Origin of the sequence: Bradyrhizobium sp. NBAIM08 (assembly GCF_020193935.1) — a bacterium.
Lineage (GTDB): Bacteria > Pseudomonadota > Alphaproteobacteria > Rhizobiales > Xanthobacteraceae > Bradyrhizobium > Bradyrhizobium yuanmingense.
In genome coordinates, this window is the sequence record NZ_JADYVR010000004.1 from 478,542 (window position 1) to 492,091 (window position 13,550).

14 protein-coding genes are annotated in these 13,550 nt (G+C 65.6%); 6 read left to right on the plus strand and 8 right to left on the minus strand.

Annotation, left to right across the window (positions count from 1 at the left end; translation table 11 throughout):
• Positions 1-55: 55 nt before the first annotated feature.
• The 7 genes from I6F37_RS16960 to I6F37_RS16990 all read right to left on the minus strand — a co-directional run bounded on the left by I6F37_RS16960 (position 56) and on the right by I6F37_RS16990 (position 7,845).
• Positions 56-487 carry a hypothetical protein gene (locus I6F37_RS16960; RefSeq protein ID WP_036014134.1) on the minus strand — a complete coding sequence of 144 codons (432 nt, stop codon included), beginning with the start codon at positions 485-487 and terminating at the stop codon, positions 56-58.
• A gap of 270 nt (positions 488-757) precedes the next feature.
• Positions 758-1,429, minus strand: a complete 672-nt coding sequence (gene pdeM, locus I6F37_RS16965) for a ligase-associated DNA damage response endonuclease PdeM (RefSeq protein ID WP_050995974.1) — start codon at positions 1,427-1,429, stop codon at positions 758-760.
• A gap of 42 nt (positions 1,430-1,471) precedes the next feature.
• Entirely contained in the window at positions 1,472-4,057 is a 2,586-nt protein-coding gene (locus I6F37_RS16970) for a ligase-associated DNA damage response DEXH box helicase (RefSeq protein ID WP_036014138.1), read from the minus strand.
• A gap of 250 nt (positions 4,058-4,307) precedes the next feature.
• Complete coding sequence (locus I6F37_RS16975; RefSeq protein WP_036014140.1) at positions 4,308-4,673, minus strand: nuclear transport factor 2 family protein; 366 nt, start codon at positions 4,671-4,673, stop codon at positions 4,308-4,310.
• A gap of 113 nt (positions 4,674-4,786) precedes the next feature.
• Complete coding sequence (locus tag I6F37_RS16980; RefSeq protein ID WP_036014142.1) at positions 4,787-5,137, minus strand: RidA family protein; 351 nt, start codon at positions 5,135-5,137, stop codon at positions 4,787-4,789.
• Between the two features lie 128 nt (positions 5,138-5,265).
• Positions 5,266-6,183 (minus strand): PHB depolymerase family esterase, encoded by a 918-nt coding sequence (locus tag I6F37_RS16985; protein WP_036014144.1) that lies wholly within the window; start codon positions 6,181-6,183, stop codon positions 5,266-5,268.
• Between the two features lie 3 nt (positions 6,184-6,186).
• Positions 6,187-7,845: an FAD-binding dehydrogenase gene (locus I6F37_RS16990; protein ID WP_225152063.1), complete on the minus strand. Its 1,659-nt coding sequence runs from the start codon at positions 7,843-7,845 to the stop codon at positions 6,187-6,189.
• Positions 7,846-8,126: 281 nt separating this feature from the next.
• Here I6F37_RS16990 and I6F37_RS16995 point away from each other — a divergent pair, with 281 nt between their 5' ends.
• From I6F37_RS16995 to I6F37_RS17020, 6 genes are all read left to right on the plus strand, one after another.
• Complete coding sequence (locus tag I6F37_RS16995) at positions 8,127-8,648, plus strand: hypothetical protein (protein ID WP_036014153.1); 522 nt, start codon at positions 8,127-8,129, stop codon at positions 8,646-8,648.
• A gap of 145 nt (positions 8,649-8,793) precedes the next feature.
• Positions 8,794-8,988, plus strand: a complete 195-nt coding sequence (locus tag I6F37_RS17000) for a hypothetical protein (RefSeq protein WP_036014155.1) — start codon at positions 8,794-8,796, stop codon at positions 8,986-8,988.
• Positions 8,989-9,012: 24 nt separating this feature from the next.
• Positions 9,013-9,603 carry an SCO family protein gene (locus tag I6F37_RS17005; RefSeq protein ID WP_036014156.1) on the plus strand — a complete coding sequence of 197 codons (591 nt, stop codon included), beginning with the start codon at positions 9,013-9,015 and terminating at the stop codon, positions 9,601-9,603.
• An 89-nt stretch (positions 9,604-9,692) separates the two neighbouring features.
• On the plus strand, positions 9,693-10,628 hold the full coding sequence (locus tag I6F37_RS17010; protein WP_036014158.1) for a transporter substrate-binding domain-containing protein: 936 nt from the start codon (positions 9,693-9,695) through the stop codon (positions 10,626-10,628).
• 196 nt (positions 10,629-10,824) lie between these two features.
• Positions 10,825-11,742, plus strand: coding sequence for a sulfite exporter TauE/SafE family protein (locus tag I6F37_RS17015; protein WP_225152064.1), 918 nt, complete (start codon positions 10,825-10,827; stop codon positions 11,740-11,742).
• Positions 11,739-12,509 (plus strand): TIGR02186 family protein, encoded by a 771-nt coding sequence (locus I6F37_RS17020; RefSeq protein ID WP_036014162.1) that lies wholly within the window; start codon positions 11,739-11,741, stop codon positions 12,507-12,509. Before I6F37_RS17015 ends, I6F37_RS17020 begins: the two co-directional genes overlap by 4 nt.
• Positions 12,510-12,624: 115 nt before the next feature.
• On the opposite strand, the gene I6F37_RS17025 is transcribed toward I6F37_RS17020, so the two are convergent.
• A complete protein-coding gene (locus tag I6F37_RS17025) occupies positions 12,625-13,536 on the minus strand; it encodes a DMT family transporter (protein WP_036014164.1) in 912 nt (303 codons plus the stop codon).
• Positions 13,537-13,550: the final 14 nt, after the last annotated feature.

Genomic DNA, 13,550 nt, shown 5'->3' on the forward strand with positions numbered 1-13,550 from the left:
CCTGTAACCACACCGTCATTGCGAGCGTAGCGAAGCAATGACGGAATTTGCGGCACTACCTCCCGATGATCACGCCGATCACATTCGGCGCCGCCAGATATTTCTCCTCGATCGCGGCGCGCGCGGAGGCGCGGTTCTCCGGCGTCAGGAGGCCGCACTTCTCGGCCAGGATCATCCAGCAGAAGCCCCACCAATCGGTCAGCATGCCCTGATCGCCGACGAGGTCATAGCCCTGCTCCGCCGCGAAGATGCGCGCATGCGCTTCGTCCAGCGTGTCGAGAAACAGATGATCCTCGGACGAGAACAGATCGTCGCTGACATCGTCGATGGTGTAGCCCCAGATCGACTGGCACACCGCGTTGAACTCGCGGTCGAACTGGTCGTCATCGACCCTCTGGCGCCGCGCGGCCTGATGCAGCCGTGACAGCGAGCGCGCGAAATCGGCGATCCGGGTGAGGGCAAACTGGTCGAAGGCAATGGTGGACATGTAGTCCTCGCAAAGTCGGACAGACGCTAGATATTGTATCGGCGAGGCGCCGAATCACAATGATATATCAAAGACTTGCTAAAGTGTTCTTAATTTGTTCTGGGCGCGCGTGGAATCGAAAGGGGCCGCCCGAGGCGACCCCTTTGCCGGTTGCAATCTTGTTCGGGATGAAATCCAGCCCCGGCAAGCGCGGACGTTAATACCGACAGCGGGCTTTGCGCGATTCCGGAAAAATACCGGTCGTAGTGCTGTCCTAATGCAGCCGGCGCCTCAATGGCAGCGCGAGGCCGCAATGGCGTGGACGCGGCGGTCGCCGAGGAGATGGGCGACAAAGCCATTCGCCGGAAAGATCTTTGCGAAGGCTGGATCGCGGACGCTGAGGCCCCCCGCGTAAGCACCGAATGCCGGCATCACCGCCCGCATCCCGTCGCTGGCGAAGCAGCGGCGCTCCATCGAGCGGCCACGCGCCGAGACACGCGCCTTCGGATGCAGATGGCCGGCGATCTCGCCGTGGGCGCCGGTCGGCTCGTGGCGGAAGGTGATCGGGCCGATTGCGACTTCGTCCGCGATGGTGCCGCCAAGATCGCGCGGCAGCATGGGGTCGTGATTGCCGGAAATCCAGATCCAGTCGCGGCCGGTCTGGAGTGCGGCCAAGGCGTCGCGGTCCTCGGCGGACAGGCGCTCATGCGCGCTGCGGTCGTGAAAACTGTCGCCGAGCGCGATGACCACTCGCGGATCATGGCGGGAGATGACAGCAGCGAGCCGGCCGAGCGTCGCAATGGTATCGTAAGGCGGCAGCAGGACGCCGCGCGTGGCGAAGCTCGAGCCTTTCTCGAGATGCAGGTCGGAGACGACGAGCAGGCGCTGCTCGTCCCAGAACAGCGCGCCGGAGAGATCGGCCGCAAAGGTCACATCGCTGATCGTGACTCTGGAAACGCGCATGTCCTCGACATCTCCCGAAATCAGCGCGCCTGCCGTCACGTCTTACCCGCTTCTATCCATCGCCTCTTTGACGAGCTCGTCGGCGGCTTCCGCCAAAAGCTCGTCTGCAGCTTCGCCATAAACTGACTCGCGGCCGATTTCCAGCATCACGGGCACGGCGAGCGGGGAGACGCGGTCGAGTTCCCGGTGCGTGATGCGGCCGTGGATGCGCATCAGCATGTCGCCGAGCCGGCGCAAATCGAGCAGGCCGGTGGCGGCATCGGCGCGCGCAGCGCGGAGCAGGACGTGATCGGCCTGGTGCTTGCGCAACACGTCGTAGACGAGATCGGTCGAGAACAGCACCTGACGGCGGCTCTTCTCCTCCCCGGTGTGGCGGCGCGCGATCAGGCCGGAGATGATGGCGCAGTTGCGGAAGGTTCGCTTCATCAGCGCGGATTCGGCGAGCCAGGCTTCGAGATCATCGCCGAGCATGTCAGGATCGAACAGCGCGTTGAGGTCGATCCGCCCATCGCGGATCATGAAGGAGAGATCACCGAGCCCCCAGATCGCCACGGCATATTCATTGGCGACGAAGCCGAGCGGACGCGCGCGAGCGCGCTCCAGCCGGCGCGTCAGCAGCATGCCCAAGGTCTGATGCGCGAGACGGCCCTCGAAGGGGTAGCAAACGAGATAATGCTTGTTGGCCCGCGGAAAGCTCTCGACCAGCAGCTCGCGGACCGCCGGCACTCTGCTGACATCCTTCTGCAGCGACAGCCAGTCGCGCACCTGCTCCGGCAAGCCGCCCCAGGCGCGGCCATCATCGAGCAGGCGGCGCACGCGCTCGGCGAGATAGGTCGAAAGCGGAAACTTGCCGCCCATGTAGGACGGCACCTTCGGGTCCTTGTCATGCGCGCGCGAGACATAGACCTGGTCCTCGACCAGGGTCTCGTAGCGCACCACTTCGCCCGAGAACACGAATGTGTCGCCGGGGGAGAGGCCCTCGATGAAGGCTTCCTCGATCTCGCCGAGCAGTCGGCCGCCGCGTGCGATCACGCCTGTGGATCCTGCACCGCTGCCGCGCGAACGCACCAGCCGCACCTTCAGCATGTCGTCCTCGACGATGGTGCCGACATTCATGCGGTAGCTCTGCCGCACCTTGGGATTGGCGACGCGCCAGCGTCCCTCCTTGTCCTGCTTGATGCGAGCAAAGCGCTCATAGGTCTTCAGCGCATAGCCGCCGGAGGCGACGAAATCGACGACGTCGTCGAAATCCTGCCGCGACAGGCTTGCGTAGGGCGCGGCGGTGCGAACCTCGCCATAGAGCTCGTCGCTGAAGAACGGCTCGCCACAGGCACAGCCCAGAACATGCTGAGCCAGCACGTCGAGCGCGCCAGTGCGCAAGGGCGGCGTATCCTGCGCATTCTCGGCGATGGCGTCGATGGCGACGCGGCACTCCAGCACTTCAAAACGGTTGGCGGGCACCAGCACCGCGCGGGAAGCCTCGTCGAGGCGGTGATTGGCGCGGCCGATGCGCTGCATCAGACGCGAGGAGCCTTTTGGCGCGCCGATATTGACAACGAGATCGACGTCACCCCAGTCGACGCCGAGGTCGAGCGAGGAGGTGCAGACCACGCCGCGCAGCCGGCCCGCCGACATGGCGTCTTCGACCTTGCGGCGCTGGGCGACGTCGAGCGAGCCGTGATGCAGCGCGATGGCAAGGCCATCGTCGTTCATGCTCCAGAGATTCTGAAACAGCATCTCGGCCTGGCTGCGGGTGTTGACGAAGACCAGCGTGGTCTTGTTGGCCTTGATCAGCTCGTAGATTTCAGGGAGCGCGTGACGCGCGCTGTGACCGGCCCAGGGCAGCCGCTCGCGCGTATCGAGCATCTCGACCACGGGCGGCGCGGCGCCGCCGGCGACGACGATGTCGGCTGCCCGCTCCTTGCCGTCGGGCTGCGGCACCAGGAAGCGCGCGAGCTGCTCTGGCTCGGCTACGGTCGCGGACAAGCCGATCGCGCGCATCTGCGGCGCGAGGCGCCACAATCGCGCCAGCCCGAGGGAGAGCAGATCGCCCCGCTTGGACGTGACCAGCGCGTGCAGCTCGTCGAGCACGATGCGCTTGAGAGAGGAAAACAGGAACGGTGCGTCGTCGGAGGAGAGCAGCAGCGCGAGCTGCTCGGGCGTCGTCAGCAACACGTCGGGCGGATAGCGCCGCTGCCGCTGACGGCGCGACACCGGCGTATCGCCGGTGCGGGTCTCGACCTTGATGGGCAAGTCCATCTCGGCGATCGGACGCTCAAGGTTGCGCGCGATGTCGACGGCGAGCGCCTTGAGCGGCGAGATGTAGAGGGTGTGCAGGCCGCCGCTGCGCTGCACGCTGCGGCCGGTGGAGACGAGGTTCTTCTTCGCACCCGCGTCGCGTGTCAGCGGCTGCGTCGACAGCTCGACCAGCGTGGGCAGAAATCCGGCCAGCGTCTTGCCGGCGCCGGTCGGCGCAATCAGGAGAGCGGACCGGTCCTCGCGCGCCTTCTCCAGCAGCGCCAATTGATGCGCGCGCGGCGACCAGCCGCGGGCTGCGAACCAGGCCCGAAAGCGATCCGGCAGCAGGGCGGCCGGCTCGGTCGATGTCTGGAGGAGACGGGGCGGCACGGCATGACAGGTAAGCCGTAGGGATGGCTTCGTCGAGGGGGGCTATGGCCTGCGACAGGGCGATCGCACACGCGCTGTCCATTTGAGGCACGATAGACTCGACATCGTCATGGCCGGGCTTGTCCCGGCCATCCACGTCTTACCCGCGGCACGAAGAACGTGGATGCCCGGGACAAGCCCGGGCATGACGACCGCTTGTGAGGTCCAAATTTCGGTCCTCTCCTCGCCTGCGCGACGAGGGCCAGCGCTCTCACGCCCCGGCCGGGACCTGATCGAGAAATCCGGTCACGCTTCTGATCCGGCCGTCCTTCAGCACGGCGAAATCGGTGCCCTTGATCGGGCTGTCGGCGCCGTCAGGGCCAAGTCCCCACGAGAAGCGGATGTGATCGCCGTAGCCGTTGGGCTCGCCGATCAGCTTGAATGTGAAATCGGGAAAGCGCTGCTGCACACCTGCGATCAGCGCCTCGATGCCGTCCTGGCCGTCGCCCTTCATCACGGGGTCGACGTAGCTCGCATCCGTTGTCCAGCTTTCGCTCAGCAGCTCGCGGCGGCGGCCGGCACTGCGCTCGTTCCAGAGCTCGATGTAGCGGCGGGCGATGGTGACGGGGTCGGTCATGGTTCTCTCCTTCGATGGCGCCGTGTTGTCCGGCTGACTGTGACTATCGAAGGTTCACGCGCGTTGATCGATTACCTCGGAGGTCATCAACGCGCGTGAGGTTTTCGCAAAAATTACTTCGCCGCCGTCACCATGATCTCGACGGTGTATTGCGGGGCGGCCAGCTTGGCTTCGACGGTGGCGCGCGCAGGCGTATTGCCGGGCGAGACCCAGGCGTCCCACACAGCGTTCATCTCTGCGAAGGTCTTCATGTCGGTGATGTAGATCGTGGCCGAGAGCAGCTTCGACTTGTCGGTGCCGGCCTTGGCGAGGTGACCGTCGATGGTCGCCAGGATGTCCTGGGTCTGCTTCGTCACGCTTTCGCCGGCCGCCTTGTTGGCGACGACACCGGCGAGATAGACGGTGTTGCCGTGCACGACGACCTGGCTCATGCGCGGGCCGGTTTCTAAACGCTGAATGCTCATCTGGATCTCCTGGCTGGAATGGCGGCCCTGTCTAGCCCAGCGGTTTGCACTGTGCCACCCCTTGGCACGCGTGCGTTGCCTGCCACGCATGCGTTGCCCGGCACGCATGCGTGGGGCAGCAACGCCGTTCACGGAAACCGGCTGAAGAACGTCCAGATCGTTTCGGCGCCGTCGATGTCGCCGTTCTGCGGTCCGAGCAGGTTCCTGGCGACCTTCGGGAATCGGGCATCCGGAGCAAAGCCTGGCATGCGGTGGCCGCCGTGGTTGATGCGATAGAGCACGACGTCGTGCCCAGCCGGACAGCGCGAGCTGATACGCGTGACCGTGGACTGGTCCGCGGGCGCCGCGTCGGGCATGTCGGTGATCCCGGCGTCGTCGGTCTCGCAGCCATTGAGCCTGCGCCAGAACGCCAGCGTCTCATCCGTCGACCAGAATCCCTCTGCGGCAAAATAGCTCGATCCGCGCCCGCCCTCATAAGGGACCAGCGGATCTTCCGTCCCGTTCATGAGCAGCATCGGCAGCGGCCGCGACGGATGGCAGGTGACGGCGGCTTCGTCGTTGAGGTTCATGATCACACTCGCAGCCGCCGCAAACAGATCGGCCCGCGCGCAGGCCATGGTCATCGCCATGGCACCGCCATTGGAGACGCCGGCGACGTAGACGCGCTTCGCATCGGCCGTGCCGTCGGCCACCAGCTTCTCGACCAGCCTTGCGATGAAGGCGACGTCATCGGTGCCGACCGGTGGTCCGCGCAGGGCCGGCCCCGCCTTGGTGCGCGCGTCCGCCCATGCGTTGTTGAGCCCGTCCGGAAACACAACGGCAAGGCCCTCGCGCTTGGCAACCTGCGGCCAGGCCGTCCGCGTGACCATGTCGGCGCCGCGCTGGGTCTTGCCATGCAGCACGATGACGAGCGGTGCGGGCCGCTTGGCCGGCAGTTGCGCGGTGTAGGAGCGCTTCACCCCGTTGACATCGACCGTATCGGCGGACGCAGCCGAAGCTGCCGTCAAAGCAGCGATCAGCGTGGCGATGCGCATCCGCCGCCGCATGGTCTAGCCCACTGCCTTGGCGGCGGCACGGCCCGCATTGCGGCCCGAGAACAGGCAGCCGCCCAGAAAGGTGCCTTCCAGCGAGCGATAGCCATGCACGCCGCCGCCACCGAAGCCGGCGGCCTCGCCGACGGCGTAAAGGCCGGGAATGACGCGGCCCTCCTCCCCGAACACGCGGGAGTCGAGATCGGTCTCGAAGCCGCCCAGCGTCTTGCGGGTGAGAATGTTGAGCTTCACGGCGATCAGCGGCCCATGCGCGGGATCGAGGATGCGGTGCGGAGAAGCGGTGCGGATCAACTTGTCGCCGATATAGCGGCGCGCATTGTGGATGTTCATGACCTGCGCATCCTTGACGTAGGGATTGGCGATCTCGCGGTCGCGCGCCTCGATCTGCATCCTGATGTGCTCGAGCTTGAGGAGATCGCTGCCGGCGAGCTTGTTCATGGCCGCAACGAGCTCATCGAGCTTGTCGCGGACAATGAAGTCGACACCATGGCTCTTGAACGCCTCCACCGGCGCCGGCGCGCCCTTGTTGGTGGCGCGGCGAAGCGTCATGCGCCAGCTCTTGCCGGTCAGGTCCGGGTTCTGCTCCGAGCCCGACAGCGCAAACTCTTTCTTGATGATGCTCTGGGTCAGGATGAACCAGGAATAGTCGTAGCCGGTCGACGTGATGTATTTGAGCTGGCCGAGCGTGTCCGAGCCCGGGAATAGCGGCGCCGGCAGCCGCGTGCCTGTGGCGTCGAACCACATTGAGGAAGGACCCGGCAGGATGCGGATGCCGTGACGCGGCCAGATCGGGTTCCAGTTCTGGATGCCCTCGACGTAGTGCCACATGCGGTCGCGGTTGATCAGCCGCGCGCCGGTCTTTTCCGTGATGCCGATCATGCGCCCATCGACATGCTCGGGCACGCCGGAGATCATGAACTTCGGGGGCTCACCGAGCCGCTTCGGCCAGTTCTGCCGCACCAGCTCGTGGTTGCCGCCGATGCCGCCGGAGGCGACGATCACGGCCTGCGCCTTCAGTGCGAAGTCGCCGACCACGTTGCGCGAGGAGCTCTTGCCGCGCTCTGCATCATCGGGCGCAAGAACGACGCCGCTGACGCCATCCACCGTGCCATTGGTGACCGAGAGCGCATCGACGCGATGGCGAAATCGGAAGATCAATCGGCCGGTCTTCATCGCCTCGCGCGCGCGGCGCTCGAACGGCTCGACGATGCCCGGGCCGGTGCCCCAGGTGACGTGGAAGCGCGGCACCGAATTGCCGTGGCCCATCGCATCATATCCGCCGCGCTCGGCCCAGCCGACCACGGGAAAGAAGCGATGGCCCATCGCGCGCAGCCAGCCGCGCTTCTCGCCGGCCGCGAAGGCCACATAGGCTTCGGCCCATTGGCGCGGCCAGAAATCCTCGTCGCGGTCGAAGCCGGCGGTGCCGAGCCAGTCCTGCATGGCAAGCTCGTAGGAGTCCTTGATGCCGAGCCGGCGCTGCTCCGGCGAATCGACCAGGAACAATCCGCCGAACGACCAGAACGCCTGGCCCCCCAGCGACTGCTCGCCTTCCTGGTCGACAACCATCACGCGCTTGCCCGCATCAGCGATCTCAGTGGCGGCAACGAGGCCCGACAGTCCCGCACCGACGACGATGACATCCGTTTCTTCAACCATGCGCTTCCCCCTCCAAGTTCTTCTCCTCCTCAAGGGTTCCCCCCTGTAGTTGCCCGGATTGAAGCCAGCGGTTGCAACTGAGATCAAGGGTATGGCGCGCAAGACCTCGTTAACTTGTTCCACTTTGGGATGGAGACCGGCCGGGTGCAGCGCGGACGCAACACTGGATTTAATTTGTTTTGAGCCAGCAGGCCTGCCTAGACAAAGCCTCGGTTACGACCGACGCTAGCCGTGCATCATCACCTGACACACAGATTCGAATTCGACTGGGGCGGGGGAAAATGAATTTTCTGACGGGGTTGCTTGCGGCGGTTCTCTTGATCGCAGGCATGGGGGCTTCTCACGCGGTGGTTCGGATCGCGGATGACCGCGGCGGCCGGATCGGAACCTACGTCGACAAGTACCAGGACCTCAGGCAATCGGGCGAGACGGTCATCATCGATGGCCTCTGCGCCTCGGCCTGTACCATCGTTCTCGGTGCTATCCCGCACGACCGGATCTGCGTGACCTCGCATGCGACGCTGGGCTTCCATGCCGCCTGGGATTTCGGCGCCAACGGCCGCGCCATCACCAATCCCGAAGCGACCCAGATGCTCTATGCGATGTATCCCTCGCAGATCAGGCGCTGGATCGGCCAGCGGGGCGGCCTCACCCCGCGGATGCTCTTCCTGAGGGGCAAGCAGCTCCAGGCCATGTACAAGCCGTGCTACCTGGACGCGCAGGCCTCGACGACCAGGCCGTCGCGCCGGTCGCTCCCGCAAGCGGAGCCGCTCGAATCCGCCCGGGGCCAGCTCCTCCACTGACATCCACAGGCTGGCGGCGTCCTTTGGCGCCGCCGCGGCGTCTTGCCAGCTGGCGGAGCCTTGCCTGCTGGCGGCGCCTTGCCGGCAGCCGGCGCAAAGCCTATCTGAAAGCCAGGGAACCGGGGCCTTCGTCCCGATCGTTGTCATGGCTCAACCGCTGCACCCGGCACATCGGCTATCGGACAATTCGCCCACTGCCGGGCGGATGCCATCCGTGCTGCTGTGGGCGGGCGCTGCAATCGGCGGTCTCGCCGTGATCGGCGCGCTGGCGCTCTGGTTCCACTATGGCAGCCAGGTGTTCTTCGAAATGATCAGGACCGGCTTTGCCGCCTGCTTCTGACCTGCGACAGGAAGTTTTCCGCCCATGAGCTCCGCCACCCGTCCGCTGGTGATCGCGACCGCCTTCGCTACAAGCCTCGTCGTCGGCCTCCTGATCATGTTCTGGGCGATGGGCGGGGTCGGCAAGGTGGCACAGCCGGCCGCGATCGGCGGCCCGTTCCAGCTGACCGACCAGAACGGCAAGGCCGTCACCGACAAGAGCCTGAAGGGCAAGCCGACCCTGATCTTCTTCGGCTACACCCATTGCCCCGACGTCTGCCCGACCTCGCTGTTCGAGATCTCGGAAGTGCTGCGCGCGCTGGGCAAGGACGCCGACAAGGTCAATGCCATCTTCATTTCGGTCGATCCCGAGCGCGACACGCCGGCGACGATGAAGGATTACCTGTCGAGCTTCGATCCGCACCTCCAGGGCCTGTCCGGCGACCCCGCCGAGACCGCCAAGGTGATCTCCTCCTACCGGGTCTATGCCAAAAAGGTCCCGACCAAGGACGGCGATTACACGATGGACCACACCGCGCTGATCTACCTGATGGACCGCGAGGGCAGGTTCGTCTCGCCGTTCAATTTGAAGCGGACGCCGGAAGAGGCAGCGGTTGATTTGAAGCGGTATCTCTGAGCTTCACGCTGGCCACAATCGGCGCTCGCGTTCCCGGCGGGATGGTCTATAAGGCCCTCCGATCCCGACGAAATTCATTCCTTCGGCCGATGGCTCCATCGCAACAGGCGAAATCGCTCAAATCTGTCCGTGGCTTGCTGGCAGGGCTGGCTGCTGGCCTTTGCCTGCTCGGCGGCCTCACCGAGGCGAACGCGCAAGCTCCCGCCAAGCGGCCTCCGGCTGCGCCACAGACCACCCCTCAGGCGGCGCCCCAGGCCGCCCCGCAGGCGGTGCCCGGGTTCTGGGACCCGCGCCGGCGCCCCGAACGGCCGGACCTGTCCCGCCTGACCGTGATCCGCTTCCTGACCGAGACCGACTATCCGCCGTTCAACTACACCGGTGCGGACGGCAATCCGGCCGGCTTCAACGTCGATTTCGCCCGCGCCCTGTGCGAGGAGATCAAGGTCACCTGCACGGTGCAGATGCGGCGTTTCGAGACGCTGGTCGATGCGCTCACCTCCAACCGGGGCGATGCCATCATCGCCTCCATGGCGGTGAGCCCGCAGCTGCGCGCCCGCGTCGACTTCACCGATCCCTATTACCGCGTGCCGGCGCGCTTCGTCTCGCGCAAGGATGCGGTGATGCCGGAGATCCGCCCCGAATATCTCGAGGGCAAGAAGGTCGGCGCCATCGCCGGCTCGGCGCACGAGGCGTATCTCAAGGCGATGTTCACCGACGCCGAGCTGCACGCCTACCCCAATGACGATGCGATGCGCGCAGCTCTGCGCAGGGGCGAGGTCGACTTCATCTTCGGCGACGCCATCTCGCTGGCGTTCTGGATCAACGGCACGGATTCGGCCGATTGCTGCGCCTTCTCCGGCGGTCCGTTCGTCGAGAGCCGTTTCTTCGGCGAGGGCATCGGCATCGCCGTGCGCAAGGGCAACGACGTGCTGCGCCAGGCCCTGAACTGGGCGATGTTCCGGATCTGGGAAAAAGGCCGCTACACCGATCTCTGGCTACGGTATTTCTCGGTCAGTCCGTTCTGACCTTTCGCCTCTCCGCCTGCAGCGGGAGTGCGGACGATCGCAGAGATCATCACGCGCGCGTCATACCCATTCACCACGCCTGAAATTCCCGGTCCCGCCCGCCCGCGAATTCCGCTATTGAAGGACGCGGCAATCGTTCCGTCCTCTCCGCGAGCATTCCGCGTTCGTCGATCCGTCTCGCCGGTGCGCAGGTTCAATGCAGCTTTACCTCCCGATCGCCGATCTTCCGGTCAACGTCTTCCTGGTGCTCGCCATGGGCGCGGCGGTCGGCTTCGTCTCCGGCATGTTCGGCATCGGCGGCGGCTTCTTGATGACGCCGCTTTTGATCTTCATCGGCATCACGCCGGCGGTCGCGGTGGCTTCCGTGGCGAGCCACATCGCGGCCTCCTCCTTTTCCGGCGCCCTCTCCTATTGGCGGCGGCGCGCGATCGATCCGGCGCTGGCGAGTGTGTTGTTATGCGGCGGCGTGACCGGCACGACGCTCGGCGTCTGGACCTTCACCCAGCTGCGGGCGCTCGGCCAGCTCGATCTGATGATCGCGCTCTCCTACGTCGTGCTGCTCACCACGGTCGGCAGCCTGATGTTCTCGGAAGGATTGCGCGCCTTGATGCGGACCCGGCGCGGGGCGCTGCCGCCGCGCCGCACCCACAACTGGATCCACGGCCTGCCGCTGAAGGTGCGGTTCAAGCGCTCGAAGATCTATCTCTCGGTCATCCCCGTGGTGATCGTCGGCATCGTGATCGGTTTCATCGGCGCCATCATGGGTATAGGCGGCGGCTTCATCCTGGTGCCGATCATGATCTATCTCTTGAGGGTGCCGACCTCGACGGTGATCGGGACCTCGATGGTTCTCACCGTCGTCACCATGCTGTTCGCGACCATGCTGCACGCGGCGACCAATCACCTGGTCGATGCCGTGCTGGCGCTGATCCTGATGGTCGGCGGCGTCACCGGCGCGCAGTTCGGCGCCCGTGCCGGCCAGAAGATCCGCGGCGAGCAGCTGCGGCTGCTGCTGGGCTTGCTCATCCTCTCGGTCGGAATCCGCTTCGCGATCGAGCTGGTGATCCAGCCCTCCGATCTCTTCACCATCCGTGAGCTCGGAGTGAGCCGATGAGGCGCATGCTTCTCGCCATCGTCCTCGTCCTGCTGCTCGGCGGCGCTGCGCGGGCCGAGCGGCTGATTGTGTCGGTCTCGAATCACCGGGTCACGGTGACGCCGAACTATTCCGGCGAGGAGCTGGTGCTGTTCGGCTCGGTCGAGAAGGATACGACGACGCCCGCGGACCGCACGGCCTACGATCTCGTCGTCACCGTGATGGGCCCGCGCGCCGACATGGTGACGCGGCGGAAGGAGCGCACCTTCGGCATCTGGATCAACACCGACTACCGCCAATTCCTGCAGGTGCCGAGCTATCTCGCGCTGTTCGCCAACCGCCCGCTCGACGCCATCACCTCGCCCGAGATCGCGCGGCGGCAGCAGATCGGGCTCAACAACGTGCTGCTGACGCAGCGGGTCAGCGGCGACTTTGCCGACGTGGTGCCCAACGATGCGTTCCGCTCGGCCTTCATTCGCCTGCGCACCCAGCGCGGGCTCTACCGCGAAGACGGAAGCGCGGTCACGTTCCTGACGCCGACGCTGTTCCGCACCGGCATTCCGCTGCCTGCGGAGGTGCCGATCGGCACCTATGAGATCGAGATCAAGCTGTTCGCCAACGGCGCGTTCATCGGCAAGACCGAGACCGCGTTCGAGATCGTCAAGGTCGGCTTCGAGCAGTTCGTCGCCACCACTGCCCGCCAGAATGGCCTGATCTACGGCCTCGCCACCGTTGCGATGGCGCTGATGACGGGGTGGATGGCCTCGATCGTGTTCAGGAAGGACTAGCCCCCCGTCATTGCGAGCGCAGCGAAGCAATGCAGACTGCCTCCGCTGCGGCAGTCTGGATTGCTTCGTCGCAAGAGCTCCTCGCAATGACGATAGTGAACAGCGGGGCCTCCACCTACACCACCGCCTTCGCCGGCCGCGTCACCAGATAGATGCCGAGCGCGACCGGAATGATGCCAAGCAGGTCGCGCGCCTCGATGTGCTCGCCGAGGACGAGGAATGCGAACAGCATGCCGAGCGGCGGCATCAGGAAATGATAGGCGCTGGCGGCGGTGGCGCCACACGTCTTCAAGAGACGAAACCAGAGCCAAGAAGCGATGATCGAGCCGCCGAGCACGAGAAAGGCGAAGGCGCCGATCAGGCTCGGCGTATAGTCGATCGCGTCGACATCGGCGAAGGTGAGCGCGACCGGTGTCAGTACGATGCCGGCCGCGAGGTTCTGCACGCCATTGCCGATCCACAGGGATCCCTTCGGCGCCAGCAGCTTGAACAGGATGGTGCCGGCCACGATCGAAGCGAGCGAGGCCAGCGTGAAGACGATGCCGTGCAGCGAATCGGTGCCGACCGACAGGCGGTGCCAGACGATTGCGGTCACGCCGATGATGCCGAGCAAGAGGCCGCTCGCCTTGCGCCAGGTCATGCCTTCGCCGAGCAGCAGCGCGGCAAGGCCCGCGGTGAACACCGGATTGGCTGACACGATCAGGCCGCCGAGGCCGGCGGAGACCGATTGCAGGCCGGTGTAGCCGAGGCCGAGATAGAGCGCATTGTTGGCGATGCCGAGCAACGCGAAGATCGCGGCATCGCGCCACGACAACGACCAGGCTTCGCCGCGGATCAACGTGGCGCCCAGGATCAAGATACCCGCGAGCGAGAAGCGCGCGGCGAGCAGGATCAGCGGCGGGCAATGGGTGACGCCGATCTTGCCAGCGATGAAGGCGTAGCTCCAGAGCAGGCAGAACAGGCCGATCGCGAGCGGCAATGTGTTGAAGCGGCTGCGGGGGGCGGGAAGCGAGCTGGCGAGCGACATGAGGGGCATTCTCG

Coding starts and splice junctions, on each gene's coding strand:
- I6F37_RS16960 (WP_036014134.1), bottom strand. CDS start 487: ATGTCCACCATTGCCTTCGACCAGTTTGCCCTCACCCGGATCGCCGAT.
- pdeM (WP_050995974.1), bottom strand. CDS start 1,429: ATGCGCGTTTCCAGAGTCACGATCAGCGATGTGACCTTTGCGGCCGAT.
- I6F37_RS16975 (WP_036014140.1), bottom strand. CDS start 4,673: ATGACCGACCCCGTCACCATCGCCCGCCGCTACATCGAGCTCTGGAAC.
- I6F37_RS16980 (WP_036014142.1), bottom strand. CDS start 5,137: ATGAGCATTCAGCGTTTAGAAACCGGCCCGCGCATGAGCCAGGTCGTC.
- I6F37_RS16985 (WP_036014144.1), bottom strand. CDS start 6,183: ATGCGGCGGCGGATGCGCATCGCCACGCTGATCGCTGCTTTGACGGCA.
- I6F37_RS16990 (WP_225152063.1), bottom strand. CDS start 7,845: ATGGTTGAAGAAACGGATGTCATCGTCGTCGGTGCGGGACTGTCGGGC.
- I6F37_RS16995 (WP_036014153.1), top strand. CDS start 8,127: ATGAATTTTCTGACGGGGTTGCTTGCGGCGGTTCTCTTGATCGCAGGC.
- I6F37_RS17000 (WP_036014155.1), top strand. CDS start 8,794: ATGGCTCAACCGCTGCACCCGGCACATCGGCTATCGGACAATTCGCCC.
- I6F37_RS17005 (WP_036014156.1), top strand. CDS start 9,013: ATGAGCTCCGCCACCCGTCCGCTGGTGATCGCGACCGCCTTCGCTACA.
- I6F37_RS17010 (WP_036014158.1), top strand. CDS start 9,693: ATGGCTCCATCGCAACAGGCGAAATCGCTCAAATCTGTCCGTGGCTTG.
- I6F37_RS17015 (WP_225152064.1), top strand. CDS start 10,825: ATGCAGCTTTACCTCCCGATCGCCGATCTTCCGGTCAACGTCTTCCTG.
- I6F37_RS17020 (WP_036014162.1), top strand. CDS start 11,739: ATGAGGCGCATGCTTCTCGCCATCGTCCTCGTCCTGCTGCTCGGCGGC.
- I6F37_RS17025 (WP_036014164.1), bottom strand. CDS start 13,536: ATGTCGCTCGCCAGCTCGCTTCCCGCCCCCCGCAGCCGCTTCAACACA.